Annotated in this window: 26 protein-coding genes and 3 tRNA genes; 11 read left to right on the top strand and 18 right to left on the bottom strand. The window is 65.1% G+C overall.

The window, feature by feature from the left end; genetic code table 11:
* Nucleotides 1-64 precede the first annotated feature (64 nt).
* Complete coding sequence (locus tag LG661_RS13695) at nt 65-496, top strand: CBS domain-containing protein (RefSeq protein WP_230532459.1); 432 nt, start codon at nt 65-67, stop codon at nt 494-496.
* A 29-nt stretch (nt 497-525) separates the two neighbouring features.
* On the opposite strand, the gene LG661_RS13690 is transcribed toward LG661_RS13695, so the two are convergent.
* The 4 genes from LG661_RS13690 to folE all read right to left on the bottom strand — a co-directional run bounded on the left by LG661_RS13690 (nt 526) and on the right by folE (nt 3,963).
* The gene (locus LG661_RS13690; RefSeq protein WP_230532458.1) at nt 526-1,536 is read right to left on the bottom strand and encodes a patatin-like phospholipase family protein; all 1,011 of its coding nucleotides are present in this window, start codon (nt 1,534-1,536) and stop codon (nt 526-528) included.
* A 96-nt stretch (nt 1,537-1,632) separates the two neighbouring features.
* On the bottom strand, nt 1,633-2,778 hold the full coding sequence (locus LG661_RS13685; RefSeq protein ID WP_230532457.1) for an MFS transporter: 1,146 nt from the start codon (nt 2,776-2,778) through the stop codon (nt 1,633-1,635).
* Between the two features lie 99 nt (nt 2,779-2,877).
* The gene (gene hisI, locus LG661_RS13680; RefSeq protein WP_230532456.1) at nt 2,878-3,294 is read right to left on the bottom strand and encodes a phosphoribosyl-AMP cyclohydrolase; all 417 of its coding nucleotides are present in this window, start codon (nt 3,292-3,294) and stop codon (nt 2,878-2,880) included.
* 33 nt (nt 3,295-3,327) lie between these two features.
* Nucleotides 3,328-3,963, bottom strand: a complete 636-nt coding sequence (gene folE, locus LG661_RS13675) for a GTP cyclohydrolase I FolE (protein ID WP_230532455.1) — start codon at nt 3,961-3,963, stop codon at nt 3,328-3,330.
* Nucleotides 3,964-4,124: 161 nt separating this feature from the next.
* On the opposite strand from folE, the gene LG661_RS13670 reads away from it, so the two are divergent.
* The 3 genes from LG661_RS13670 to thrS all read left to right on the top strand — a co-directional run bounded on the left by LG661_RS13670 (nt 4,125) and on the right by thrS (nt 6,999).
* Nucleotides 4,125-4,571 (top strand): iron-sulfur cluster assembly scaffold protein, encoded by a 447-nt coding sequence (locus LG661_RS13670; protein WP_230532454.1) that lies wholly within the window; start codon nt 4,125-4,127, stop codon nt 4,569-4,571.
* The gene (yidD, locus tag LG661_RS13665) at nt 4,571-4,912 is read left to right on the top strand and encodes a membrane protein insertion efficiency factor YidD (protein WP_230532453.1); all 342 of its coding nucleotides are present in this window, start codon (nt 4,571-4,573) and stop codon (nt 4,910-4,912) included. Before LG661_RS13670 ends, yidD begins: the two co-directional genes overlap by 1 nt.
* 74 nt (nt 4,913-4,986) lie before the next feature.
* Nucleotides 4,987-6,999 (top strand): threonine--tRNA ligase, encoded by a 2,013-nt coding sequence (gene thrS / locus LG661_RS13660; RefSeq protein ID WP_230532452.1) that lies wholly within the window; start codon nt 4,987-4,989, stop codon nt 6,997-6,999.
* Between the two features lie 104 nt (nt 7,000-7,103).
* On the opposite strand, the gene LG661_RS13655 is transcribed toward thrS, so the two are convergent.
* The 3 genes from LG661_RS13655 to LG661_RS13645 all read right to left on the bottom strand — a co-directional run bounded on the left by LG661_RS13655 (nt 7,104) and on the right by LG661_RS13645 (nt 11,936).
* On the bottom strand, nt 7,104-8,486 hold the full coding sequence (locus LG661_RS13655; RefSeq protein WP_230532451.1) for a CBS domain-containing protein: 1,383 nt from the start codon (nt 8,484-8,486) through the stop codon (nt 7,104-7,106).
* Between the two features lie 103 nt (nt 8,487-8,589).
* A complete protein-coding gene (locus LG661_RS13650; protein ID WP_230532450.1) occupies nt 8,590-9,471 on the bottom strand; it encodes a hypothetical protein in 882 nt (293 codons plus the stop codon).
* Nucleotides 9,471-11,936, bottom strand: a complete 2,466-nt coding sequence (locus tag LG661_RS13645; RefSeq protein WP_230532449.1) for a YfhO family protein — start codon at nt 11,934-11,936, stop codon at nt 9,471-9,473. Before LG661_RS13645 ends, LG661_RS13650 begins: the two co-directional genes overlap by 1 nt.
* A 272-nt stretch (nt 11,937-12,208) precedes the next feature.
* On the opposite strand from LG661_RS13645, the gene LG661_RS13640 reads away from it, so the two are divergent.
* Complete coding sequence (locus LG661_RS13640) at nt 12,209-12,772, top strand: nitroreductase family protein (protein ID WP_230532448.1); 564 nt, start codon at nt 12,209-12,211, stop codon at nt 12,770-12,772.
* A 4-nt stretch (nt 12,773-12,776) separates the two neighbouring features.
* Nucleotides 12,777-13,385 carry a flavin reductase family protein gene (locus LG661_RS13635; protein WP_230532447.1) on the top strand — a complete coding sequence of 203 codons (609 nt, stop codon included), beginning with the start codon at nt 12,777-12,779 and terminating at the stop codon, nt 13,383-13,385.
* A 556-nt stretch (nt 13,386-13,941) separates the two neighbouring features.
* Here LG661_RS13635 and LG661_RS13630 read toward each other — a convergent pair.
* From LG661_RS13630 to LG661_RS13610, 5 genes are all read right to left on the bottom strand, one after another.
* Entirely contained in the window at nt 13,942-14,328 is a 387-nt protein-coding gene (locus tag LG661_RS13630) for a DUF930 domain-containing protein (RefSeq protein WP_230532446.1), read from the bottom strand.
* A 114-nt stretch (nt 14,329-14,442) separates the two neighbouring features.
* Entirely contained in the window at nt 14,443-14,595 is a 153-nt protein-coding gene (locus LG661_RS13625) for a hypothetical protein (RefSeq protein ID WP_230532445.1), read from the bottom strand.
* A 21-nt stretch (nt 14,596-14,616) separates the two neighbouring features.
* Nucleotides 14,617-15,489, bottom strand: a complete 873-nt coding sequence (locus tag LG661_RS13620; RefSeq protein ID WP_230532444.1) for an HpcH/HpaI aldolase/citrate lyase family protein — start codon at nt 15,487-15,489, stop codon at nt 14,617-14,619.
* Nucleotides 15,489-15,968, bottom strand: coding sequence for a MaoC family dehydratase (locus LG661_RS13615; protein ID WP_230532443.1), 480 nt, complete (start codon nt 15,966-15,968; stop codon nt 15,489-15,491). Before LG661_RS13615 ends, LG661_RS13620 begins: the two co-directional genes overlap by 1 nt.
* A gap of 50 nt (nt 15,969-16,018) precedes the next feature.
* Nucleotides 16,019-16,792 (bottom strand): NAD kinase, encoded by a 774-nt coding sequence (locus LG661_RS13610; RefSeq protein ID WP_230532442.1) that lies wholly within the window; start codon nt 16,790-16,792, stop codon nt 16,019-16,021.
* 50 nt (nt 16,793-16,842) lie between these two features.
* Between LG661_RS13610 and cutA the strand changes: the two genes are divergently transcribed.
* Nucleotides 16,843-17,166: a divalent-cation tolerance protein CutA gene (cutA, locus tag LG661_RS13605; protein ID WP_230532441.1), complete on the top strand. Its 324-nt coding sequence runs from the start codon at nt 16,843-16,845 to the stop codon at nt 17,164-17,166.
* A 19-nt stretch (nt 17,167-17,185) separates the two neighbouring features.
* Here cutA and LG661_RS13600 read toward each other — a convergent pair whose 3' ends face one another.
* On the bottom strand, nt 17,186-18,175 hold the full coding sequence (locus LG661_RS13600; RefSeq protein WP_230532440.1) for an MBL fold metallo-hydrolase: 990 nt from the start codon (nt 18,173-18,175) through the stop codon (nt 17,186-17,188).
* Nucleotides 18,176-18,285: 110 nt separating this feature from the next.
* Nucleotides 18,286-19,080 carry a TrmH family RNA methyltransferase gene (locus LG661_RS13595; RefSeq protein WP_230532439.1) on the bottom strand — a complete coding sequence of 265 codons (795 nt, stop codon included), beginning with the start codon at nt 19,078-19,080 and terminating at the stop codon, nt 18,286-18,288.
* 152 nt (nt 19,081-19,232) lie between these two features.
* On the opposite strand from LG661_RS13595, the gene LG661_RS13590 reads away from it, so the two are divergent.
* Entirely contained in the window at nt 19,233-19,406 is a 174-nt protein-coding gene (locus LG661_RS13590) for a hypothetical protein (protein ID WP_230532438.1), read from the top strand.
* Between the two features lie 30 nt (nt 19,407-19,436).
* On the opposite strand, the gene LG661_RS13585 is transcribed toward LG661_RS13590, so the two are convergent.
* Complete coding sequence (locus tag LG661_RS13585) at nt 19,437-19,631, bottom strand: hypothetical protein (RefSeq protein WP_230532437.1); 195 nt, start codon at nt 19,629-19,631, stop codon at nt 19,437-19,439.
* A 154-nt stretch (nt 19,632-19,785) separates the two neighbouring features.
* A tRNA-Thr gene (locus tag LG661_RS13580) sits at nt 19,786-19,860 on the bottom strand.
* Between the two features lie 140 nt (nt 19,861-20,000).
* Between LG661_RS13580 and LG661_RS13575 the strand changes: the two genes are divergently transcribed.
* Nucleotides 20,001-20,303, top strand: a complete 303-nt coding sequence (locus LG661_RS13575) for a hypothetical protein (RefSeq protein ID WP_230532436.1) — start codon at nt 20,001-20,003, stop codon at nt 20,301-20,303.
* Nucleotides 20,304-20,366: 63 nt separating this feature from the next.
* Here LG661_RS13575 and LG661_RS13570 read toward each other — a convergent pair whose 3' ends face one another.
* Together LG661_RS13570 and LG661_RS13565 are read right to left on the bottom strand one after the other, a co-directional pair.
* Nucleotides 20,367-22,058 carry an MFS transporter gene (locus LG661_RS13570; protein WP_230532435.1) on the bottom strand — a complete coding sequence of 564 codons (1,692 nt, stop codon included), beginning with the start codon at nt 22,056-22,058 and terminating at the stop codon, nt 20,367-20,369.
* Nucleotides 22,059-22,306: 248 nt separating this feature from the next.
* Nucleotides 22,307-23,167, bottom strand: a complete 861-nt coding sequence (locus LG661_RS13565) for a TrmH family RNA methyltransferase (protein ID WP_230532434.1) — start codon at nt 23,165-23,167, stop codon at nt 22,307-22,309.
* A 269-nt stretch (nt 23,168-23,436) separates the two neighbouring features.
* Here LG661_RS13565 and LG661_RS13560 point away from each other — a divergent pair.
* Together LG661_RS13560 and LG661_RS13555 are read left to right on the top strand one after the other, a co-directional pair.
* Nucleotides 23,437-23,522 (top strand) — tRNA-Tyr (locus tag LG661_RS13560).
* Between the two features lie 17 nt (nt 23,523-23,539).
* Nucleotides 23,540-23,613 (top strand) — tRNA-Gly (locus LG661_RS13555).
* The last annotated feature ends 278 nt before the right edge of the window (nt 23,614-23,891 follow it).

The raw sequence follows: 23,891 nt of genomic DNA, 5'->3' as shown, positions 1-23,891 counted from the left end.
CCGCCTTCAGCCTTGCGAATGCGGAGGCTGACGGTCCTTCGCTTTCGCCCAGAGGGAGGAAAGAATGATCGTCGACCGAATCCTTTCGCTCAAAGGCCGCGAGGTCGCCACCATCTCACCGGACCGCTCCTTGAGCGAGGCATCGAGAGTTCTCTCCGAAAAGAGAATCGGCGCGCTCCTGGTCAGCGACGGCAGACGCCCCGTTTCAGGCATCATCTCCGAGCGCGATATCGTGCGCGCCATTTCCGACCACGGGGCTGGAGCTCTCGAGGAGCCCATTGCTTCCTTCATGACGGAGGAGGTGATGACCTGCACGGGCCAGACCTCCATCACCGATGTGATGGAACTGATGACCCAGGGGAAATTCCGCCATGTTCCCGTCGTCGAGAACGGCAGGCTCGCCGGAATCGTCTCCATCGGCGACGTGGTGAAGCTGCGCCTGGAGGAGATCGAGGCCGAAGCCCAGGCGATTCGGGAATACATCGCAACGGCCTGAGAGTATCGCCAGGAGTACCCGCCGATCCCTCAAACGGTCTGCGCCTCCTGGATCATCTCCAGGATGTCGGGCAGGGCGCGTTCCGTGGCCTGCCGGCCGAAACCGATGCATTCCTGCGCCCGGTGGAACTCGAACAGGCCCATCTTGGCGAGCTTCGGCGAGATCATGATGTCCGGCGGGTCGCCCGCGAGACGCGATCGGGAAATGCGGTCCTGCGTGATGTTGAAGGCATCGATCATCACCGTGGCGAGGCCTGGTGCGTTCGGCTTACGCGGCTTGTCGGGACGCGAGCCCGAGAAAAGGCCCCAGCGCCGCGGCGCCGCCTCAATAGCTTCCTCGATCTCCTGCTCGTCGCTCGTCCCGTCGTCGTAGGACTGGATGACCGTTCCACGGACCCGAACCTCGCCGTTGAGATTCACGCAGATGACGATATCGGCTCCCAATGCACGGGCTGCCGTGATCGGGATGGGGTTGACCAGCGCGCCGTCCATGAGCCAGCGACCGCCGACCATGACAGGATCGAAGACCCCCGGCAGCGCATAGGAGGCGCGCATCGCCTGAACGAGGGGGCCGCGGGTCAGCCAGATCTCGTGGCCGCTCACCAACTCCGTGGCGATGGTGCAGAACTTGATCGGCAGGGTCTCGACCTTCCGGTCCATCAGGTCCTGGTCGAGGAGGCGCTGCAGGCGGCCGCCTGCGATGAGGCCGGCGCCGCTGAAATGGAAATCGAGGAGTCCCATTACGCGCCGCTTCGTCAGGGAAAGGGCGAAGGCTTCCAGCTCGTCCAGCTTGCCGGCGGCATAGCAGCCTCCTACGACCGCTCCGATGGAGCAGCCGGCGATGACGTCGGGCACGATACCCGCCTCTTCGAGGACGCGCAGCACGCCGATATGGGACCAGCCCCGCGCTGCGCCGCCGCCGAGCGCAAGCCCGACCTTCACCTTCGTTCTGGGGTCGCGTTCATGAGGCGCCTTGGCTTCGACCAGGCCGCCACCGCCGCCAGACCCGGCACTGCGCCGGGCGATCCCGTCCCACAACATCTTCTGACTCCAAGACCGATCTTTATTGATGTCGTCTTCTGATGAAGATCCCATGAATAACGCTCGAGAAGCTTGTCAGGTCGCCCGTCCCGCAAACTAAACAGGAGGAGCCCGGAGGGCGCGAGTGGAGAGCGCGAGAATCGCCATGGCGCACAGGATGAGCAGGCTCAGGCTGCCCCGCAGCCCGAAGATATCCCCGCCGAAGCCGATCAGGGGCGGGCCCATGAGCAGGCCCGCATAGCCGAGCGTCGCCACCATAGCGACGCCGATGCTGGGGGCGATGCCCTTCGCCTGGGCTGCCGCGCTGAACAGCACAGGCACCGTATTGGCGAGGCCGAGGCCCACGAGGGCAAAGCCCAGGGCGGCGACGAGCGGCTGGGGAACGGCGGCTGCCAGGGCCAGGCCTCCGGCCGCCAGCAATCCGCCGAGCCGGACAGTGCGGATGCGGCCGAGGCGGCGCACGGCGAAATCCCCCATGAACCGGCAGATCGTCATGGTGAGCGAGAAGGCGGCAAAGCCCGCGACCGCGAATTCGAGGCTCGCTCCCGCTTCGCTGCGAAGATAGATCGCGGTCCAATCCACCATTGCCCCCTCCAGCATAAGGCAAAGCAGGGCCAGCACGGCGAGGCCGAACACCGCCCCGCGAGGCCAGGCGAAGCCATGCCCCTCGGAGGAGCGCTCCGCCTCCTCCATGGTTCGGAAGGACGCCGCGAGGAAGAGCAGGCCCATGATGGTGCAGGAGACGATCAGGGTGGGAAGGATGTCGAATCCCGCCGCGATCAGCCCGCCCGCAACGGCGGCTCCCGCAAGGCCGCCGAGGCTGAAGAAGGCATGGAAGGAGGACATGATCGGCGACTGCCAGGCGGTTTCGACCACCGTTGCATTCGTGTTCATGGACACGTCCATCGCTCCGTTGCTGGCTCCGGCCAGCAGGGAAGCCGCGACGAGATAGGGCAGGCTCGGAGCAAGCCCCGGCAGGAGCAGGGTGGCGGTGAAGGCGAAGGCGGCCGTGAGCGTCACGATACGGCTGCCGAACCGGGCCGCCAGCCAGCCGACAAGGGGCATGAGCAGGATCGCGCCGAGCGCAAAGGCGAGAAGCGCAAGGCTGATTTGTCCGTCCGAGAGGCCGAGCGCCGCCTTGAAGCGGGGAAGCTGTGCCGCCCAGGTGCCGATGCCGAAGCCGTTGCCGAAGAAGATGGCGCTCGCGGCCATCCGCGCGGAAAGTATGTCGTGCCGGGTCATCGGACGGTCCTACAGGGAGAGCCCGAGACTTTCACCTGCACAAAAGAGAACGGCACCCCTGCACGCCGGGAGGGGTGCAGGGCCCGAGGGGGCTTTTCTTCAGTAGGAGACCAGCCGGGGCATGCCGTCCGCGTTCTCGACCCTGCGGTAGAAGCAGGAGCGCCGTCCGGTGTGGCAGCAGCCGCCGTCGCCTGCGACATTGACCTTCAGCCAAAGGGCGTCCTGGTCGCAATCGACCCGCATCTCCAGGACCGTCTGGATCTGTCCGCTCGTTTCGCCCTTGTGCCAGAGTTCGCTCCGGGAGCGGGACCAGTACCAGGCCTCGCCCGTCTCGATGGTCTTCGCAAACGCCTCCGCGTTCATGTGCGCGATCATGAGCAGTTCCCCGGTCGCCGCATCCGTCGTGACGCAGGTGATCAGTCCGTCCGCACCGAAGCGGGGCGTGAGAACCGTGCCCTCCTCGAGCTCGGCCTTGGGGCCGGGAGCGGGGAAGGCATGAGAGTGTGACGCGCACATGGAAGGCCCTTGTCGTTCCGGAGTCGATATCGCTCAAGCCTTACCGTGCCGGACCAGGGTTAGGAAGCGCACCTGTTCAGAAGGCTCGTCCTTGAAAAGGCCGGTGAACTGGGTCGTGAGCGTCGTCGCACCGGCCTTCTGCACGCCGCGCATGGACATGCACATGTGCTCCGCCTCAATCATCACCGCGACGCCGCGCGGTTCGAGGGAATCCTCCAGCGCCATGGCGATCTGTGCGGTCATGGTCTCCTGGGTCTGGAGCCGCCGCGCATAGACCTCGACGAGGCGGGCGAGCTTGGAGAGGCCGACCACGCCGCCGTTGGGGTAATAGGCGATGTGGACCATGCCGTAGAACGGCACCATGTGGTGCTCGCAATGGGAATAGAAGGGGATATCCCGCACCAGGACGAGATCGTCGTAGCCTTCGACCTCGCTGAAGATCTTGTCGAGGATCTCGGCAGGATTGTCCTGGTAGCCCGAATAGAACTCACGGAAGGCCTTCACGACCCGCTTGGGCGTGTCCTGCAATCCCTCTCGGGTCGGATCATCGCCCGCCCAGCGGATCAGGGTGCGGACGGCGGCCTCCGCCTCCTCCCGGGTCGGGCGGTCGAATGGCTTGTCGGCGACTGGGGACAGACGCGTGGACAAGGACTTAACCACATCATCCATGTGGAGCCTCTTTCCTGAACACTTGAGAACTGTCAAAGGCCGAACGGCCCCGATGTTCCTGGTTACACGCGACGGCAACGCTTGGATGCAGCCGGTCGCACAAATCGATCGTCATGCTTATATATTTGGGCACGAAACTTCATCCGCTACCCCGAAGGCCGATGCTGAACGACATCTACAACCGCCGAATCCTGGAGCTCGCCGCCGATATCCCCCATCTCGGCCGGCTCGAGAACCCGGATGCCACGGCCAAGGCCCACTCGAAGCTCTGCGGCTCGACCGTGACGGTCGACCTGAAGGCGGAAGGCGGGGTGGTGACGGCTTTCGCCCATGACGTGAAGGCCTGCGCCCTCGGCCAGGCCTCGTCCTCCATCATGGGCCGCCATGTTGTCGGCTCGACGGCGGATGAACTGCGCGAGGTGCGGGAGATCGCTCGCCGAATCCTTAAGGAGGGCGGGCAGGCCCCGGAGGGCAAATGGGCGGACCTGGAGGTCCTGGAGCCTCTGCGGGAGGTCAAGGCCCGGCACCCTTCAATCCTCCTCACCTTCGATGCGGTCGTGGACGCCCTCGGCCAGATCGAGACGCGGCAGGCCGGGGGCGCATCATAATGCCGAGCCCTGTCCAGCGGGTGGCCCATTGGGCGATCCGTGGCTATCAGCTCACCCTGTCGGGCCTCATCGGGCGACAATGCCGCCATCTGCCGTCGTGCTCCGAATACACGGACGAGGCGATCCAGCGCCATGGCTTCTGGGCCGGAGGCTGGATGGGCGCAGCCCGGATCTGCCGCTGCGGGCCTTTCGGAACGGCGGGGCTCGATATCGTTCCTGAAGCGTTGCCCGATGGAGCCGCCTGGTATAAGCCCTGGGCCTATGGTCGCTGGCGGGGCGTGAACGCGCCGGAAACTGCCTCTGCGATCACCTGCGAGTCGGTCGAACCTGACGGCGGCTGATTTCGCCTTCCCAACAAACCGTCGGCCCCCGCTTACCTGCTCCGTTGGCAGGAGTGAGCCAGGAGAAAGCATTAATGATTACCCTGACATTTCCCGATGGCGCCCAGCGCCAGTACGAACCCGGCATTTCCGGCCGCGAGATCGTGGAAGGCATAGCCAAGTCGCTTGCCAAGCGCACGGTCGCCATGGCGCTCGACGGCACGGTCGCCGATCTCGCTGATCCGATCACCAGGGACGCCAAAATCGAATTCCTGAACCGCGAAGACCCGCGCGCGCTGGAGCTGATCCGGCACGACTGCGCGCACGTGCTCGCGGAAGCGGTGCAGGAGCTGTTCCCGGGTACGCAGGTGACCATCGGTCCTGTCATCGAGAACGGGTTCTATTACGACTTCGCCCGCGAGGAGCCTTTTACCCCGGAGGACTTCCCTGCCATCGAGGCGAAGATGAGGGAGATCATCGCGCGCGATAGGCCCTTCACGAAGGAGGTCTGGAGCCGCGACAAGGCCAAGCAGGTCTTCGCCGAGAAGGGCGAGACCTACAAGGTCGAGCTGGTGGACGCGATCCCGGAAGGCCAGGATCTCAAGATCTACTTCCAGGGCCACTGGTTCGATCTCTGCCGCGGTCCGCACATGACCTCCACGGGCAAGATCGGCAACGCCTTCAAGCTCATGAAGGTGGCGGGCGCCTATTGGCGCGGCGACTCGAACAACGCGATGCTCACCCGCATCTACGCGACCGCCTGGGCGTCCCAGGCGGATCTCGATGCGTATATCAAGCAGCTCGAGGAAGCCGAGAAGCGCGACCACCGCCGTTTGGGCCGCGAGATGGACCTGTTCCATTTCCAGGAGGAGGGACCAGGCGTCGTGTTCTGGCACCCGAAGGGCTGGACGGTGTTCCAGGAGCTGATCTCCTACATGCGCCGCCGCCTGAAGGGTACCTACCAGGAGGTCAACGCACCGCAGATCCTCGACAAGGCTCTCTGGGAGACCTCCGGGCACTGGGGCTGGTATCGCGAGAACATGTTTGCGACCCAGACCGAGGACGACCGCGTCTTCGCGATCAAGCCGATGAACTGCCCGGGCCACGTGCAGATCTTCAAACATGGGCTGAAGTCCTACCGCGACCTGCCGCTGCGGCTGGCCGAGTTCGGCAACGTGCACCGCTACGAGCCGTCCGGCGCGCTGCACGGGCTGATGCGCGTGCGCGGTTTCACGCAGGACGATGCGCATATCTTCTGCACGGAAGAGCAGCTCGCCGACGAGTGCCTGAAGATCAACGACCTGATCCTCTCGACATACGCCGACTTCGGCTTCGACGAGATCGTCGTGAAGCTCTCGACACGCCCTGAGAAGCGCGTCGGCACGGACGAGATGTGGGATCATGCGGAAGACGTGATGACCCGCGTTCTCAAGCAGATCGAGGACCAGTCGGGCGGACGCATCAAGACCGCGATCAATCCGGGTGAGGGCGCGTTCTACGGGCCGAAATTCGAGTACGTGCTGCGCGACGCCATCGGCCGCGACTGGCAGTGCGGCACCACGCAGGTGGACTTCAACCTGCCGGAGCGGTTCGGCGCGTTCTACGTCGACCAGGACGGCCAGAAGAAGACGCCCGTCATGGTCCACCGCGCCATCTGCGGCTCCATGGAGCGCTTCACCGGCATCCTGATCGAGCACTTCGCCGGGCACTTCCCGCTCTGGCTCGCGCCCGTGCAGGCGGTGGTCGCCACCATCACCTCCGAGGGCGATGACTACGCCATGGAGGTGGTGAAGACCCTTGAGCGTGCAGGCCTGCGCGTGGAGGCCGACCTGCGCAACGAGAAGATCAACTACAAGGTCCGCGAGCACTCGCTCGTGAAGGTGCCGGTGCTTCTGGTGGTCGGCCGGAAGGAAGCCGCCGAGCGGACGGTCTCAATCCGCCGCCTGGGCAGCCCCGACCAGAAGACCATGACCCTCGACGAGGCAGTGAAGGCGCTGGCCGATGAGGCCGTGACGCCCGATCTCAGGCGCGCTGCGAAAGCCGTATCGGAGCCCGACATACACGCCACTCTCGACGGTCAGCATGTGATCGAACGGACGGTCGCGTAAGATTTGACAGACAGTATGAAGGCGGCGCTTTCCCGGTGAAAGCGCCGCCTTTTCTATTCAGCCGACTTCAATCTGAAGAGCTCAGCGGTCGACGCCGAAAGCACCTAAGTCGCCTGCCGCTGTCGGCCGGTCGTCCGCCCGCCCGCGGGAGAACCCGCCCGGCCGCCGGCTGTGCCGATTCCGGGATTGCCGGTTGCCTCTCCTGAATCGCCGACCTCCATGCCGGTGCGGTGCCCCTCCTGATGCTGGCCGACGCGCAGGTTGTTCTGCACGTGGGTCACCCCGGAGATCGACTCGGCGAGATCCTCGGCCCGGCGCTTCTCGCCCCGGTCGCGGACCGTGCCGGTGAGGGTCACTTCCCGGTTCTCGACCTGGATCTCGATCTCGGAGGCATCGATCATGGCGTCGTCCATGAGACGCTCGTTGATGTCCTCGCGGATCCGCTCGTCCGAGCGCTGGTAGCCCTTCGGACCACGCCCCCGGTGCTCGCCACGGCGGACTTCGCCGTAGCTGCCGGTCGCATCGTTGCTGAAGCGGTTGTTGCCGGGACCCATGCCGTAGTTGCCGCGGTCACGGCGCTCGTTGACGAGGCTCCAGGTGCGCTCGCGATCCTGCATGCGGCGGTCGGCCTCGCTGCTGTCGTCGCCCGGACGGGCGCGCTCGCCGGTGATGGTGGAGGTGCCGTAGCGCCGTGGGAAATAGCCGCCGCCTCCGGGAGCCGCGCTGGTGCGGGAGAACTCGTCGCCGTAGCTCTGGTAGCCCTCGCCGCCGAACCCGCCGCGCATGCGGGCGTTGCGGGCGCCTTCCTCGCCGGGATAGCCGAAGCTGCCGAAGGCTGCGCGCTCATCATCCTCTTTGCGGAAGCGGAATTGTCCGCGTCCGGGGGACGGACCGCCGAAATCGCGCCCGCTCCGTTCGCGATAGTCGTTCGGACCGGGGCCGCGCCACTCCTCATCGGGAACATCCCTCATGCGCCGCTCCAGCTCCCGGCGCTCGTCGCCTGTCAGCCGGGCGCGGCCGCCGCCGCGGGTCTGGTCGGCGCGCGAACTCGTCAGGGTCCCGGAGCGGTCCGGCTCGGATGGGATGGAGATGCGGTGGAGGGCGTGCGTGGCCTCGTCCTCGATATCGGTCGCAAGGTCGCCGAGCGCCACGATGCCCACGAGGTGCTTGTCACGGTCGACCACGGGGATGCGGCGGATCTGGTGATCGCTCATGAGCTGGACGATGTGGTCCACGTCGTCGTCGTCGAAGCACCACCAGACATTGTCGCTCATCACGTCGCGCACGCGGGTGGTATCGGGCGGCAGACCGGCAGCAGTAGCGCGCACGGTGATGTCCCGGTCCGTGATCATGCCCCGCAGCCGGCGGCCGTCGCAGACGGGCAGCACGCCGACATTCATCTCGTCCATGAGCCGCGCCGCCTCCTGGACGGTGCGGTCCGGGCTGACGACGCGGACGTTGCGGGTCATGATCTCTGAAATCTTCATGAGCTTCCTCCCTCTCAAGGCCGCGCCTCGACGGTGAGCTCATGCCCGGCGCGGCCGATCTCCAGCGATCGGTCAATGCCGCCGGGGCGGAAAGGTTCAGGAATCAGGGCTGTGTGATGATCTCGATGTCGCGGTCGAGCCCGCTCTCGATCCGGAACTCGCGGGTGTAGACCTTGCCCTCGTGGCGGGCGATCAGGACATATTCGCCCTCCGCCAGGGTGACGGAGGGAAAGGCGCCGATGGCTTCGCGGATCACGTCGCCGCCAGGGGTCAGGACGCTGAAGGCGGTGCCTGCAAAAGCCTCGCCGCCTTCGCTCGCCACGAGCTTCAGGGTCGCGGTGGCGGCGCGGTGATTAAGGGTTGCTTCCGTCACCCGTCCTGATTCCACCTTGAGGTCGGTGCGCATGATCGCGTTGGCGTCGCCGAAGGTGGAGACCACGTGATAGGTCCCCTCCGGAAGCCGGACGATGTCGTTCGCCTTGGCGTTGGCGATGACGAGGCGGCCTTCGGAGTTCTGAGCCTCGGGGACATAGATGGCGAACGAGATTTGGCTGGGCGGAATGGGGCTGTCGCCGACCGCGCCCTTGAGCCGGAGGGCGCCCGCGCTGATGACCAGCCGCTCGTTCAGGCTGCCGCGCTGCACGGTGATGCGCTTGGAGGTGCTGGCAAAACCATAGGCTACGTGCACGATGTAGTTGCCGGGCACGAGCGTGAAGACCGGGGTGGGGCTGCTCGAGCGGCCGACGATGGTCGGCTGGGACGTATCGCCCTTGTCCTCATAGACGCGCCAGACCAGGCCGGAGCGGATCGGCTGGTTGTTCTCGGCGAAGACCGCGCTCGCGTTCAGGACCACCTGTCCCACCGAAATCGGGGGAGGGCTCTGCGAGAGGGATGGCACGGCCGGCGTCTGCGCGGATGCGGCAGGGGCTGCGAGCAGGGCCGCGATGACGGTGGCGGGAAGAGCGCGTTTCACGGGGCTGGTCATCAGTCGAGCAGAATATCGCTTGTACGGACCGGCCGGACGATGGCCGTCTGGACGGGTTGTTCCTCCGTGTCCACGAGATCGGAGGCGGCCGCAACCAGATTCTCGAGCGAGAGAGGACGGAACTGAAACTCCACCCGGTGGCGTCCGGCAGGAACCTCGACGCCCCGGAACAGGAGATTGGCGCGAAGGACCGGGCGTCGCTCCCCGTTCACCGTCGCCTCCCAGCCCGGATAATAGATGTCGTGCAGCACCAGTACGCCCCCTGCCTCGCTCTCCACGTCGATGACCACCGAATTGCGCCGGTAGCTGACGATCTTCGCCGTGCTCTTGGCCGGCACCGAGGCGGCCCGGTCCGGAGCATAGTGGGCCTTGAGGAGGGGCATGCTGTCCCGGTCGAGCAGCGCTGACCGTTCGCGGTTGAATTCGGGCAATTCCTCCTGGTCGAGAACGGCCTCTGAATCGACCGGCGTGACCTGCTGCGCGACATAGACACGGGGGGCCGAGAGATCGAGACGGTAGATCCACATCCGGCCGGTGCCGTAGACGACTTCGGCATCCATCAGGCGCGGGAAGTGGCGGGGGAGCTTTTCCGCGGGGCGATCGAGCACGAGGTATTCGAGGCCCAGAAGGCCGGCGAGCTCGCACTCGTAGCCCCGGAAGGTCGCCGGGAACTGGCGCAGGTTCGGATCCTCCGCGTTCTCGCCGGGGCCGACCGCGCGCTCGTAATCGGCGAGACGCAGGGGGTTGTAGCCGATGATGTCCTCGATTCCGAGCACCATGGACGCGTTCTGCCAGGGACCACCCAGGCCGAGAATCTCGACGCGCGGGTGCTCGCCCTTCGCATGCCGCTGGGCCAGTTCCCGCTTCAGGATCTGCAGGCCCTGAAGCTGCTCCGGAGGCAGCTGCGTGAACACGGCGTACCGCTCGGCAGGCTCCGCATTGAGGGCAGACGCCGCATGGCGCGCGATCAGCTCTCCGCCGGTCACGGTGACGAGGACGAGCGCGGCGGCTTCCCGCCAGCGCGCCACCTCGCCTGCGCGCATCAGCAGAGCCATGGCCACGGCTGCGGCCAGGAGGCCGAGGCCGATCTCCGCCATGGCCGGCTCGACATGGCCGCTGCGCACCGCAAAGCCGAGCGCGCCCACCATGGCCGCCAGCACCAGCCCGATGGCGATCATAGGCAGGGCGAGGCGGAACCGGCCGAGGGCGGCCTCGCTGATCCGGGGCAGCCCGTCGGTGACATAGCGGTGGACCAGATAACCGACGGAAAAGGCCAGGGCGATGTTGAGGAGGAAGGTCGCATCGGCCGGGCGGCGGTAGAGGTTCACGCCGGGCAGGTGATCGAAGATCACCTCGAAGCCGGGGGTGTAGCGCCCGAGGGCATAGAGCAGGGAGAGAACGCCGAAGGCGAGGAAGAACCGGAACTCGCGGGCGAACAGGCGGCCGCCAGCGATGCCGTGCCAGACGAGGAGGAGGGCGGGAAGCGTCCCGATGAAGAGATAATTCGTGGCCCGGTCGGTCCATGTGCCCTCGGCGATGCTGTGCCAGTCGGGACCCCAGTAATCGTAGGTCCAGCGCAGCGAGCCGAAGATGTTGCCGAACAGGATCGTCGCCAGGCTTTCGGGCGGCAGCGACCCCATGGCGGCGACGCCGAAGCCGAAGCCAGGCCGCGTGGAGGTGGCAAGAAACTGCATGGTCAGGATGACCGGCACCGCCAGCAGGGCGCCGCCCACGATCCCCATGACGGCCAGGATGCCGAAGCGGGACCGGAGATAGGCCAGGGATTTCGGCGCGGTCCCTATCCGATGGAGCGCGACCGCAATGAGGGTCAGGGCACAGAGAAAAGCCACCTGATCCCGCCCGACGGTCAGGAAGGCGACGGTGACGGCGAACAGGATGCCAAAGGCATAGGAGCGGCGGTCCAGCGCCTCCTCGAGCAGCCAGAGGGCGAGAGGGAAAAAGCCGTAGCTGAGGATGATGCCCGTGTGCTGGAGGCGGGCCGTGGCGGAGCCGCCCAGCATGAAGATGATCGCAGAGACGACCGCACCCGCCGGATGCCATCCCCGCCGCCGGAAGAGGGGGATGAAGGCGAGGGCTCCGGGAAGGAAATGGGCGAAGACGACCCCGTCGAAGAGCTGCATGGAGGGCTCTGGCACCAGCCAGCCGAAGAGCAGCATGGTGGGGGTGAAGAGCAGGGATTGCGGGTCGGCCGCGGAAGGGTGGCCGCCGAAATGGTAGGGGTTCCAGAGGGGCAGCTCGCCATGGGCCAGGGCTGCGCCGAGATAGCGCAGGGTCGGATAGAACTGGTTCTTGGAATCCCAAGGGACGACGGAGCCGGTCAGGGGCCAGACGGCCGCAGCCACCGCCCAGGCCGCAAGGATCAGGCCAATGGCGAGGAGAGTCCGCTGCCGCGACCAGGCAGCTGTCGGAATGGGCCCGTCGGGCTGGAGAAAGGATGCCTGCATCGACAAAAAACGGTGCTTCGCCAGATCGTCCGGCTGCGAAGGACGGCCATCGGCTCATCCGTCCGCGCCGCAGACGTGAAACGTGCTTGGCGTGTGACCGCGCTCCCCCTATAAATCCGCCGCTGGTCTTCGTGCGGCGGCCTTGTTCTTGGATGCCTGCGCGCTTCCAAACGCATCAAGACGGCGAGACGAAGGCAGGACAGCGCCTTTCCTGGCCCGCACCTTTCGGCACCACCGACTATTCCATATTACCGAAGCCGGATGAAGATCCCATGAATGAAAGCCTTTCCCGTCTTCTGAGCCGCCGCTCCGTTCCGCCCCGCTGGCTGGGCGAGCCGGGGCCCAGCGCAGAGGAGGTCGAGACCCTGCTGACCATTGCGTCCCGGGTGCCCGACCACGGCAAGCTCGTCCCCTGGCGCTTCATCCTGATCGAGGGCGAGGGACGCAATAGGCTGGGCGAGGTGCTAGCCTCGGCCTACCGGGCCGACAACCCTCAGGCTGGGGAGGAGGCTCTCGCCACGGAGCGCGAACGCTTCGCCAAGGCGCCGCTGGTGGTGGCGGTGGTCTCGTGGGTCGCGCCCCATGCGAAGATCCCGGACTGGGAGCAGGAGCTTTCGGCGGGCGCCGTCTGCATGAACCTGCTCAGTGCCGCCACCGCCCTCGGCTATGGCGCCTCGTGGCTCACCGGGTGGGCGGCCTTCGACCGGCGGGTGCTCGATGCGCTCGGGCTTAAGACCGGCGAGCGGATCGCCGGCTACATCCATATCGGCACGGCGAAGGAGATACCGTCCGACCGGGAACGGCCCAGCCTCTCCGATATCGTGACGCGGTTCTAAGCCCATGTTCTACGAAACCTCGATCAACGATCACGGCCTGCCGCACGATCCCTTCAAGGCTCTCGTCACGCCGCGGCCCATCGGCTGGATCACGTCCATGAGCGCCAAGGGCGAGGTGAACCTCTCGCCCTATTCCTTCTTCAATGCGGTCTCGGACCATCCCCACATGGTGGCCTTCTCCTCCGCCGGGCGGAAGGACGCGCTCACCTTCGTGGAGCAGACGAAGGAATTCGTCTGCAATCTTGCGACCTATGATCTGCGCGAGCAGATGAACCTCACCTCCGCCGTGCTGCCGCGGGGCGAGAACGAGATGGTCCACGCGGGCCTCAAGGCCGCGCCCTCGCGCCTTGTGAAGCCGCCCCGCGTCGCGGATGCGCCCGCAGCTCTCGAATGCAAATGGCTTCAGACCGTTCCCCTCGTTCCGCTCGAGGGCGGAGAGCCGTCCTACTATCTCGTGATCGGACAGGTCGTCGGCATCCACATCGACGACCGCTTCATCGTGAACGGACTCGTCGACACCGCCGCCATGCGCCCCATCGCCCGCTCGGGCTACCGGGATTATTTCGTCGCGACGCCGGAAACGAAATTCTCTATCCAAAGGCCTGGGAGCTGAGCCGGATCCAGAAGGAGCATGTTTCTAAGAGAAAGGGCCTGCGATGTCTTCCATCGCAGGCCCTTTCAGTTCTCAAGTTCAGCGTCTGAGGAGACTTAGATGACGAAGAAGTCCTTGTAGGTCATCTTGAGGTTCCTGGAGAGGCTGGCGATCTCGACCGCCTTCTTCGAGCCCGATCCGTCGGTGTCGTAGTAGAGCACGCCCTTCTTGTCATTGTAGACCAGGTAATCATCCTTCTCCTTGGCCTTGGTGCCGACGGTGAAGAAGTCCTTGTCGAGCTTGGCCGGCTTCTTCTCAGAANCGTAGTAGAGCACGCCCTTCTTGTCATTGTAGACCAGGTAATCATCCTTCTCCTTGGCCTTGGTGCCGACGGTGAAGAAGTCCTTGTCGAGCTTGGCCGGCTTCTTCTCAGAACCCTTCTTGCCCAGCTTCTTGAAGTATTTGTTGTCGAGCCAGATCGTATCGTCCTTCGTCTTGAAGTCCGTGATCTTGTCCAGGTTCTTGCTCTTGCTCGGCTTGGTGTCGAACACGAATGTGTCCTTGCCCTTGCCGCCGGTCATTCCGGGATCGCTGCGCCCACTGAGAACGCGAAGCCCCGGACTGTGGTGCGGTCGGGGGTGAGCTGGCATTCGTAAGCCAGGTTGAGCCATTCGCGGCCGCTTCTGAAAGCGGCGCCCCTGGCCGTGATGGCGGTGCGCGTCACCCTGGTGTCCGCCATGGCGTAGGCGACGACCTGTTCGGGCCTGAAGTGTCCGAGCGCGGCTGCGATCTGGGCCATGGCCTCGATGTTGCACAGCTGCTCCAGGCGAGTGCCTTCCTCCATCTGCGACAGGGCCTCCCGCATCTTCCGGCTTCCCGGATGAGCCAGCACATCGCCGGACAGAATCCTCGTCGCGCGGATGACGCGCGGGGCCGTATCGGCGGGCAATGGGTCTGGAAACACCGGCTCGGCAGGCTCCGGGACGGGCGGAAGTTCCGCCTGAGGGAGAGGCGCGCTCTCCGAAGGCTGCAGGGCAGCAGGCCTCTGCGGCGCGCCTCCTCGGGCAAGGTCTTGGACTTACTCCTCGGTCCAGACCTCGACCGGAACGCTCTCAGGCAGGGGAGGGAACGGCTTTGGTCTGAGCGAGGCGAGGAAGGCCAGCATAAGCAGCGCATGCAGAACGAGCGAGGCCGGAAGGCCGGCCCTGCGCCTGTCGAGAGCGTCCTGCAAGGCTCGGGGCTCCCTGCGCCCTTAGAGCGCGCCCGCCCGCTTCAGGAGGCGTTCGGCCCGGAGCAGGTGGGGGCGGTCGAGCATCTCGCCCTCGACGCCGACCACGCCGGCTCCCGGCCGGGCCTTGAAGGCTTCAATCACGGTCCTGGCCCGCTGGATCGCTTCGGGCGAGGGGTTGAAAGCCTCGTTGATCACCGGCACCTGGGCCGGGTGGATCGCCATCTTGGCCACGAAGCCGTCGCGCCGGGCCGCGCGGCACTCCGCCTCTAGCCCCGCCATGTCGCGGAAATTGGTATAGACGGAATCCACCGCGTCGACGCCAGCCGCTGCAGCGCCGAAGAGGGTCAGCGAGCGGGCGAGGCGGTAGGGCTCCGTATAGGCCCCGTCCTCGTCCCGGTTGACCTCGGCTCCGAGATCGGCGGAGAGATCCTCGCCACCCCAGGTGAGGCCCATCAGCCGGTGACTCGCTCCCGCGAAGGTGCCGAGCGCGAAGACGCCGGCGGCGTTCTCGGTGGCGATGGCAAGGATGCGGGTCGCGCCGTCCTCCAGGCCGAACTCGGCCTCGCGCACCGCGAGCTTGGCTCCGAGATGCGCCACATCCGTGCCGCCCACCGTCTTAGGCAGGACGATCCCATCGGGCGATGCCTGCATGACACCGTCGAGATCCGCATCCGTCATGCCGGTGGTGAGCCCGTTGACCCGTACGAACAGGCGCGGCCGGCCGGTCGTGTGCCGGTGTTCCTGGATGAAGGCCGAGGCGGTTGCCCGCGCCGTCTCCTTGGCGTCGAGAGCGACCGAATCCTCCAGGTCGATGAGCAGCACGTCGGTGCCGGAATCCAGCGCCTTGTCGAGCTTCTTGCGGCTGTCGCCCGGCACGAAAAGGAGAGAGCGCATCAGGCGCTCCTCTTGCGCATGAAGGCCTGGCGGCGGCACTCGGCGACGAGGGTCCCGTCCTGCTTGTAGGCGCGGTGGATGAAATCAACGATGCCGGCGTCGGGCCGAGACTTCGACTCCCGCTTGCCTGCGACTTCCGTGGTGACGTTGACCGTGTCGCCTTCGAAGAGAGGTGCGGGGAACTTTACATCGGTCATGCCGAGATTCGCGATGGTCGTGCCGACCGTGGTGTCGTTGACCGAGATGCCGATCATCAGACCCAGCGTGAACAGGGAGTTCATGAGCGGTTTGCCCCACTCGGTTTCGGTGGCGCAGAAATGCGCATCGATATGGAGCGGCTGCGGGTTCAGCGTCATGTTGGAGAACAGCATGTTGTCCATCTGCGTGACCGTCCGGGTCAGGCGGTGTCTGACCACGTCGCCGATGGTAAAGTCCTCGAAATAGAGGCCGCCTCGCGGGTGTCTGCTCTCATCCTTCATGACGTCGTCCCCAACTGAATGGGCATGTGCCGTCCCATGCCTCTTGGATTTCAATAGCCGAACTGTTCCCGCAGGATGCGCTCGTCCAGGCTGTGCCCGGGATCGTGCAGCATCACGAGGTCCACGCTCCTGTCCCTGGAGACATGGACGCGGGAGATATGCCGGAATTCGGTGTGGTCCGCCACTGCGCTCACCGGCCGGTTCTCGGCCTCCAGCACCTCGATCTCGATCTTGGCGTAGTCGGGCAGCAGCGCCCCGCGCCAGCGGCGTGGGCGGAAGGCGGAAATCGGGGTGAGGGCCAGGAGCGGCGCGTTCAGCGGCAGGATCGGCCCGCCGACGGAGAGATTGTAGGCGGTCGACCCGGCGGGCGTCGCCACCAGGATTCCGTCGGCGATGAGCTCGGGGATGCGCACGCGGGAATCCACGCTCACCCGCAGCTTGGCCGCCTGATAGGTTTGGCGCAGCATGGAAACTTCGTTGATGGCGCGGGCCGTATGGGCCACGCCCCTCACGTCCCAGGCGACCATGAGCAGCGGATGCATGACGCTGCGTTCCGCATTCTCGAGGCGCTCGAAAAGGTCTTCCTCCAGGAAATCGTTCATCAGGAAGCCGACCGTGCCCTTGTTCATGCCGTAGATGGGCTTGGCCGCTCCCATGTGTCTGTGAAGCGTCTGCAGCATCAGCCCGTCGCCGCCCAGCGCCACGATCACATCGGCGCTCTCGGGGGCCACATTGGGATAGCGCTGCTCCAGGGCCTGAAGGGCTGCCTGGGCGTCAGGCGTGGGACTGGCGACGAATGCGATATTGTTGAAACGGCGGGCCATGCCCAATTACCCTCGTTGCGTCCTCAAGGCTCGCGAACCAAAGGCATAGCATGGACAGCCCGCTTCTCGTCTATACAACCTTTCCCGATGTGGATACCGCCCTGTCCATCGGGGAGGATCTCGTCCGCGACAGGCTGATCGCCTGCATCAACGTGCTGCCGGGCATGCAGTCGGTCTATGCCTGGAAGGGCGAAGTCGAGCGGGGGCAGGAGGTCGTCGGGATCCTGAAAACCCGCAAGAGCCTTCAGGAGCAGGTGCATCGAGGCCTGAAGGAGCGGCACCCCTACGAGACGCCTACGATCTATTTCATTGAGCCGGCGAGTGCCGATCCTGCGACCCTGGACTGGCTCGTGACGGAGACGGCGGGCGGCTGAACCGCCCGCCTTTGAAGCCTTACCCGATAGTCCACTGCACCGGCACGAAACGGTACCCGTCGCCTTCCTTGGCGATGTGCCCCGTGGACGGGAACGGGGCGTGATAGAACGCAACCTGGGCCCGCTCGGAGGCCGCCATGTCGAGCATGCGGCGGCGGGTCTGACGGGCCTGGTCCGCATCCATGTCGAACACCGCCGCCCAGTCGGGATTGCGCACGAAGAGGGCCGGATGGTTCGTAGTGTCCGACATGATCATCAGCCGGTCATTGCCCGACGACAGCATGTAGGCGGTGTGGCCCGGCGTATGGCCGTACGCCGCAACGCTCGTCAGGCCCGATACGACCTCCTTGTCGGCCTCGTAGCGCTTCACGTCGTTGGCGACAGGGCCGAAGACGCGGCGCACGTTCTGGAAGGCGCCTTTCATACCGTCCGGCGCCTGGTTCATGCGGGCATCATCCATCCAGAAGGCCCATTCCGCGGACGGAACCATGATTTCCGCATTCGGGAACACCGCCGTGCCGTCCTTCAGGCGCAAGCCGTTGATGTGGTCGCCGTGGAAATGGCTGATCACCACGCTGTTCACCTGGGAGGGATCGAAGCCGGCGGCGCGGAAGTTCGACATCCACTGGCCGGTGGTGGGCGCGCCCATATTGCCGTTGCCGGTATCGATCAGGGTGATCCGGCCGCCCTGGTTCAGGACTAGCGTGTTGAAGGTGATCGGCAGGGCATCGGTCGGGAGGAAGGCTTCCTCCATGGCCTCCTGGACCTGCGGCAGCTCCGCGTTACGGACGAAGCCCTCAAGCGGCCGGCGCGCGAAACCGTCGTTGATCGCTGTCACTTCGATATCGCCGATCATGTAGCGGTAGAAGCCCGGGGCCTGCTGCGGCTGGGCGTTCTGCGCAGCATTCGCGCCGGATGCGGGCGTGCTCGTTTGAGCCAAGGCTGAACCTCCGATGGGAGAAGCGGCCAGTGCAGTGCTGGCGAGAATGGTACGGCGTGTCAAATTCATGAAGCGTCTCCTGTTAGAGATGGCAGGAGGCTAGAATGGCCAAGCTTTAAAGCAAGGGATCGGCCTTTCACGAGTCGGAGAGCATGCGAAAATGCAAGGTCTGCTTCCGGTCAGGCAAGAGCCAGATGATGCAGGGCTATGCCGCTCGTGGTCGCAACATTGAGGGAATCGAAGCCGCCGCTCATGGGGATGGAGACCGTCCGCGTGCGCGCCAGGAGTTCAGCAGGCAGGCCGGGTCCTTCGGCTCCGAGGAGCAGCGCCGTCCGGGGGGAGGGACGAATCGTCGAGAGGACCTCCCGACCCGAAGGGGAGAGGGAGATCGCCTCGAAACCGGCGGACTCGAGCGCCGTCACCATCGCATTCCCCGAGGGGACGCGGGTAAAGGGAACGACCAGCGCTCCGCCGACCGAAACGCGGATCGCCTTGCGATAAAGCGGGTCGCAGGTTTCCGGGTCGAGCAGGACGCCGTGGGCCCCGAAAGCCGCCGCATTGCGGAAAATGCCGCCGACATTGTCGTGATTGGCGAGGCCGACCAGTCCGACAACGAGCGCCCGGTCCGGCAGCCCGGACAGGAGATCCCCCACGGAGGGCAGGGGAGCGCGTCTCGCGACGGCGAGAATGCCCCTGTGGATCGGAAAACCGACGATGGAATCCATGACCTGGCGGTTCGCCGTATAGACGGGAACCTCGGGAGGCAGCGTCTCCAGCAGGTCCCTCAGGCTCTCCAGGCGGTTCTCGGCCAGAAGCAGGGATTCGATGGCGAACCGAGATTGTTTCGCGAGCACCCGCAGAACCACCTCGCCCTCGGCCACGAAGCGGTGCTGGCGGCCTATGAGGTCGCGCTCCCGCACGGCGCGATAGGCCTCGATCCGGGGATCGTCGGGATCCGAAATGGGAAGCGGCATGGGCTCGTTCATGGGCTTGTCGAGCCTTCTCTCTAATGCGGGAGAGCGGCCTTGCCTATGCCGTTCCTTCGGCGGAACAAGGACTTCCTGTTCCGGTTAGCCCCAAAGCACGGTCAGGGCCCGATCGGAGGCCCACCTCGAGGAGAGCAGTCATGGAATGGGATATTGCGGATGGTTGGGTCTGGGCTCTGGTCGTTATCGGTGGGCCCCTGCTGATCGGGATTTTCATGTTCGTCTACGGGCGGCGCCGCCGGCTGAACCGCGTGGAGCGGGAAGCAGCCCGAGAAGGCACCCGTGAGAACTGGGGCAAGGAGCGAATCCACTAGAGGCCTTGCCCGAGCCACGACCAAAGATCGTCAGAAGCTGCCTCTATAGGCCCACATCCTTCCGGGCTTGCGCGTGATCTCCGGCGCCCTGTCCCAGATGCCGGGGAAGGGGAGCAGCGGATCGTCCTCGGCGTCGCGAGCAGGCTCGCGGCCTTTGAGGACGGCAGCCGGAAACAGGAGCGCCAGCGACATTTTTGCGGCGGAAGCGATCAGAAGCATCTTCACAGCTCATCTCCTTCGATCAGGACAGCTGCACGATACGGCCGGTGCAGGCCGATGGATGTGCAGGCCCGCACATCGTCGCGCAGCCCCAAGGAAGGGTTCGCCCGCGAGCGGGCTTCTGTCGAGCGGGGAGAGGAAAAGGCCCCAGAAGGGAGGATGGTGCCGGCGGAGGGGATCGAACCCCCGACCTTCGGTTTACAAAACCGCTGCACTACCGCTGTGCTACACCGGCTCCTGTCAATGTGCTGAGGTAACAGCACCCGGTACGGGACGCAAGTTCCCTTGCAATGCAAAAATATAGTGCTCCGGCGCACCGAAACCATCCCGGACGTCTGGGATTATTGAGAAAAGATTGCTTTCGGAGACGGAGAAATGATCGTCCTAAATTATTCCAGGGAAAAGGAGATTTCGTCTCCTGGGGGGCGCTTGAAGCGCCTGGCCCTATTCTCTCTCATCGCCGGCTTCGGGCTGGCCGCGCTCCCGGTCGAGGCGCATCCCGGGCGCAGCAAGGAGAAGCCCACAAAGGAGAAGGTAGTGGCCGTTGCGGTCAAGGATCCGGAGACCACCGGGTCGCTCCAGGCCGACGAGGAGGGGCCGTACTGCAACCAGTCCCGCAAGCGCCTCTTCGTCGAAGGCGAAGGCTGGATCGTTCGCCGGGTGACGACCTGCTACTGAGCGTCGAGTCGCACATGAAAAAAGCCCCGCCAGTGGCGGGGCTTTCTCGTTGGTTGGTGCCTCTTACTTGCTGCCGTCGTAGGTGACGATGTCGCGGTCCTTTGTCTCGGGCACGAACAGGAGGCCGATGACGAAGGTGCCGAGGGCGATCACGATCGGGTACCAGAGACCGTAGTAGATGTCGCCGGTCGCGGCCACCATCGCGAAGGCGGTCGGGGGCAGGAAGCCGCCGAACCAGCCGTTACCGATGTGGTAGGGCAGGGACATCGCGGTGTAGCGGATGCGGGTCGGGAAGAACTCGACCAGAGCCGCCGCGATCGGGCCGTACACCGCCGTCACGAAGAGGACGAGCACAGTCAGGATCGCGATCACCTTCAGGGCCGCGGCGTTGCCGAGAGCCGAGAAGAAGCCGGTCACCTTCACGATGTTCGGATCGCCAGCCGTCGGGTAGCCGGCCTGCTGAGCCGCCGCCGTGAAGGACGCCATGCTCTTCGCGACCGTCGGATCCATAGCGGCTTCCTGGTCGTTAAAGAGCACCCTCACAGGGGAGCCGGCCGGAGCGGCAACCTGCTGATAGGTGATGGCCGAGCGAGCGAGAGCCACGCGGGCGACGTCGCAGGGAGCGGTGAAGTCGCGGATGCCGACCGGGTCGAACACCGAGCCGCAGACGGCGGGATCGGCGACAACCTGAACCCTGACGTTCTCGATGGCGGAGGCGAGCTGCGGGTTGGCCGTGCTGGTCAGGGCCTGAAAGAGCGGGAAATAGCTCAGGGCCGCGATCAGGCAGCCGCCCAGGATGATCGGCTTACGGCCGATCCTATCCGACAGCGAACCGAACAGGACGAAGCCGCCGGTGCCAAGGATGAGCGCCCAGGCGATGAGCACGTTCGAGGTGAAGAGATCAACCTTCAGGATGCTCTGCAGGAAGAACAGGGCGTAGAACTGGCCCGTGTACCAGACGACCGCCTGACCGGCCACGAGGCCGAGGAGGGCGATGACGACCATCTTGGCGTTCTTCCACTGGCCGAAAGCCTCCGACAGCGGCGCCTTGGACTGGGTTCCTTCGTCCTTCATCTTCTTGAAGGCAGGCGATTCCTGCATCTGGAGACGAATCCAGACGGAGATCGCGAGCAGGAAGACGGAGAGCAGGAACGGAATGCGCCAGCCATAGGCCGCGAAATCCGCCTCGCCGAGCCAGGTGCGCAGCGTCAGGATGACCATGAGCGAGAGCAGCAGACCGAGAGTCGCTGTCGTCTGAATCCAGCTTGTGTAGAAGCCGCGCCGACCGACCGGAGCATGCTCGGCCACATAGACCGCAGCGCCGCCGTACTCGCCGCCGAGCGCCAGGCCCTGGAGCATGCGCAGAACGATGAGGATCACCGGAGCCGCCCAGCCGATGGAGGCGTAGCTGGGCAGGAGGCCGACCAGGAAGGTCGAGATGCCCATGATGAGGATGGTGACGAGGAAGGTGTATTTGCGGCCCACGAGATCGCCGAGGCGACCGAATACCAGGGCGCCGAACGGACGCACCAGGAAGCCCGCCGCGAACGCCAGGAGCGCGAAGACGTTACGGGTTGTCACGTCGAAGGCGGAGAAGAACTGCGCGCCGATCATCGTGGCGAGCGAGCCGTAGAGATAGAAATCGTACCATTCGAAGACCGTGCCGAGGGAGGAGGCCAGAATGACCTTCTTCTCCTCACGGGTCATGGGGCGAGGCGCTGCCCTCGTCCCCTGCGTCGTTGCTGCAGTCGCCATAGCGTTCCCTTCCATTTGCTAATGCGCCCGGTAAGCGATCCGGGTTCTTGGCTGCAGGCTCTGATTTGTCAGTCCTGGAGCCGGGGCATCGTGGCCGAGTTCAAGCTGCGGCCAGAATCCTTGGACGGGAAAGCTACCTCAGGTGGAGAGCTGCACAATTCACCATTCGTATTTTCGACTTCTGTCTAAGATGCAGTGCAGCAAGCGGAAAGGTTCTGTTCCTTCAGCATCTTAGCTGCATCGTGCGCCTACTGCTCGGCGCTTCCGGAGACGGCCTTCGTCACCGCGTAAAGGGAAATCGCGGCCGCGTTGGAGACATTGAGGCTCTTGATGGCGCCGGGCATGTCGAGACGGCCGATCACATCACAGCATTCCCGCGTCCGCTGACGCAGGCCCTTGCCTTCCGAGCCGAGGACGAGAATGACGGGATTGCGGAGCTTCAGCTCGCCGAGACTGGCTTCGCCCGACGAATCGAGGCCGATTCGCTGGAATCCGCGCTCGCCGAGGGCGATGAGCGAATCCGCCAGGTTGCGCACGATCATGAAGGGCACGTGCTCGAGGCCGCCGGAAGCGGACTTGGCCAGCACGCCCGTCGCCGCCGGACTGTGGCGCGCCGTTGTGATGATCGCCTCGACCCCGAAGGCGGCGGCGGTGCGGACAATGGCTCCCACGTTGTGGGGATCGGTGATCTGGTCGAGGGCGAGGACGACGCGCTTGCCGCTCAGGGTGTCGAGGGTCGGGGAGGGCAGGGGATCCGCTTCGAGGTAGAGGCCCTGGTGCACGGCGTCGGGCTCCACGAGCCGGTTGATCTCGTCGGGGCGCACGATTTCCGGCTCGATCGGGAGGGGCTGCTCAAGCTCCTCGCTCAGGCGCCGTGCCGAGTTCTCCGTTGCCAGGAGGCGGCGAATCTCCCGGTTCCCGTTGCGCAGCGCCTCCACGACGGGGTGCCAGCCATAGAGAATTGTCGTGTCGATATCGGACGGACGCTGCCGGGAATGGTTGTCGCGGCGGCCCGGCCTCCCGTAAGGACGCTGGAATTTCGGTTTGCGGGGACGGAAGGGGCGCTCGCTCATGGTGCTCAGGTCTCGGCTGATGAAGGATCGGGCCATAGAGCATCGTGCGGAAAAGTGGGCCCGGTTTTCCGCACGAACGATGCTCTCATCCAAGGAAAAGGCATCGGATGGGACCTGCAATGTGCAAATCCACTTTGGGGTCCGATGCTTTAGCACAGGGCGCGGCACATCACGACCCACCGGATATTCATTGCGCTTTGCAGTTGACACCGGCCATGCGGGTCACCATAAGAACGCCACGAAGCGCTTGGCCCCCCGGCAGGGCGTTTCGGCTGATCTCGGGCCATGCGCCTGGGTGGATACAAGGGGGAATGTCCCGAGCGGCAAAGGGGGCGGACTGTAAATCCGCTGGCTTACGCCTTCGTAGGTTCGAGTCCTACTTCCCCCACCATCCAATCAGCAAGGTGCGCGGGTGTAGCTCAATGGTAGAGCAGCAGCCTTCCAAGCTGAATACGGGGGTTCGATTCCCCTCACCCGCTCCATTTTTCCCGTGCCGGCCTTCTTCCGAAGCTTGAATATCCGGGACCCGACGACTTTATACGAAGCGGCGGTGAATGCTTCGGCATGGCGTCGGCAGGTCAGGTCCGGTCTGGTCCGTGGAGCACTTTCTCGGCCATAAGGTTCTGCAATATCGAAATTGGCTCTTGCGCATTGAGCGCAACCGCAATATCGGACGCCCCAGGTTTTTTGTTCCTGGCCTATGTAAGGTAGAGATCGATGGCGAAGGAAAAGTTTGAGCGCACGAAGCCGCACTGCAACA

It is taken from the genome of Microvirga roseola (assembly GCF_020866965.1).
GTDB lineage: Bacteria > Pseudomonadota > Alphaproteobacteria > Rhizobiales > Beijerinckiaceae > Microvirga > Microvirga roseola.
The sequence above is the reverse complement of the archived record's forward strand: the minus strand, read 5'-3'. Positions and strand labels throughout refer to the sequence as shown.

Coding starts and splice junctions, on each gene's coding strand:
- LG661_RS13695 (WP_230532459.1), top strand. CDS start 65: ATGATCGTCGACCGAATCCTTTCGCTCAAAGGCCGCGAGGTCGCCACC.
- LG661_RS13690 (WP_230532458.1), bottom strand. CDS start 1,536: ATGTTGTGGGACGGGATCGCCCGGCGCAGTGCCGGGTCTGGCGGCGGT.
- LG661_RS13685 (WP_230532457.1), bottom strand. CDS start 2,778: ATGACCCGGCACGACATACTTTCCGCGCGGATGGCCGCGAGCGCCATC.
- hisI (WP_230532456.1), bottom strand. CDS start 3,294: ATGTGCGCGTCACACTCTCATGCCTTCCCCGCTCCCGGCCCCAAGGCC.
- folE (WP_230532455.1), bottom strand. CDS start 3,963: ATGGATGATGTGGTTAAGTCCTTGTCCACGCGTCTGTCCCCAGTCGCC.
- LG661_RS13670 (WP_230532454.1), top strand. CDS start 4,125: ATGCTGAACGACATCTACAACCGCCGAATCCTGGAGCTCGCCGCCGAT.
- yidD (WP_230532453.1), top strand. CDS start 4,571: ATGCCGAGCCCTGTCCAGCGGGTGGCCCATTGGGCGATCCGTGGCTAT.
- thrS (WP_230532452.1), top strand. CDS start 4,987: ATGATTACCCTGACATTTCCCGATGGCGCCCAGCGCCAGTACGAACCC.
- LG661_RS13655 (WP_230532451.1), bottom strand. CDS start 8,486: ATGAAGATTTCAGAGATCATGACCCGCAACGTCCGCGTCGTCAGCCCG.
- LG661_RS13650 (WP_230532450.1), bottom strand. CDS start 9,471: ATGACCAGCCCCGTGAAACGCGCTCTTCCCGCCACCGTCATCGCGGCC.
- LG661_RS13645 (WP_230532449.1), bottom strand. CDS start 11,936: ATGCAGGCATCCTTTCTCCAGCCCGACGGGCCCATTCCGACAGCTGCC.
- LG661_RS13640 (WP_230532448.1), top strand. CDS start 12,209: ATGAATGAAAGCCTTTCCCGTCTTCTGAGCCGCCGCTCCGTTCCGCCC.
- LG661_RS13635 (WP_230532447.1), top strand. CDS start 12,777: ATGTTCTACGAAACCTCGATCAACGATCACGGCCTGCCGCACGATCCC.
- LG661_RS13620 (WP_230532444.1), bottom strand. CDS start 15,489: ATGCGCTCTCTCCTTTTCGTGCCGGGCGACAGCCGCAAGAAGCTCGAC.
- LG661_RS13615 (WP_230532443.1), bottom strand. CDS start 15,968: ATGAAGGATGAGAGCAGACACCCGCGAGGCGGCCTCTATTTCGAGGAC.
- LG661_RS13610 (WP_230532442.1), bottom strand. CDS start 16,792: ATGGCCCGCCGTTTCAACAATATCGCATTCGTCGCCAGTCCCACGCCT.
- cutA (WP_230532441.1), top strand. CDS start 16,843: ATGGACAGCCCGCTTCTCGTCTATACAACCTTTCCCGATGTGGATACC.
- LG661_RS13600 (WP_230532440.1), bottom strand. CDS start 18,175: ATGAATTTGACACGCCGTACCATTCTCGCCAGCACTGCACTGGCCGCT.
- LG661_RS13595 (WP_230532439.1), bottom strand. CDS start 19,080: ATGCCGCTTCCCATTTCGGATCCCGACGATCCCCGGATCGAGGCCTAT.
- LG661_RS13590 (WP_230532438.1), top strand. CDS start 19,233: ATGGAATGGGATATTGCGGATGGTTGGGTCTGGGCTCTGGTCGTTATC.
- LG661_RS13575 (WP_230532436.1), top strand. CDS start 20,001: ATGATCGTCCTAAATTATTCCAGGGAAAAGGAGATTTCGTCTCCTGGG.
- LG661_RS13570 (WP_230532435.1), bottom strand. CDS start 22,058: ATGGCGACTGCAGCAACGACGCAGGGGACGAGGGCAGCGCCTCGCCCC.
- LG661_RS13565 (WP_230532434.1), bottom strand. CDS start 23,167: ATGGCCCGATCCTTCATCAGCCGAGACCTGAGCACCATGAGCGAGCGC.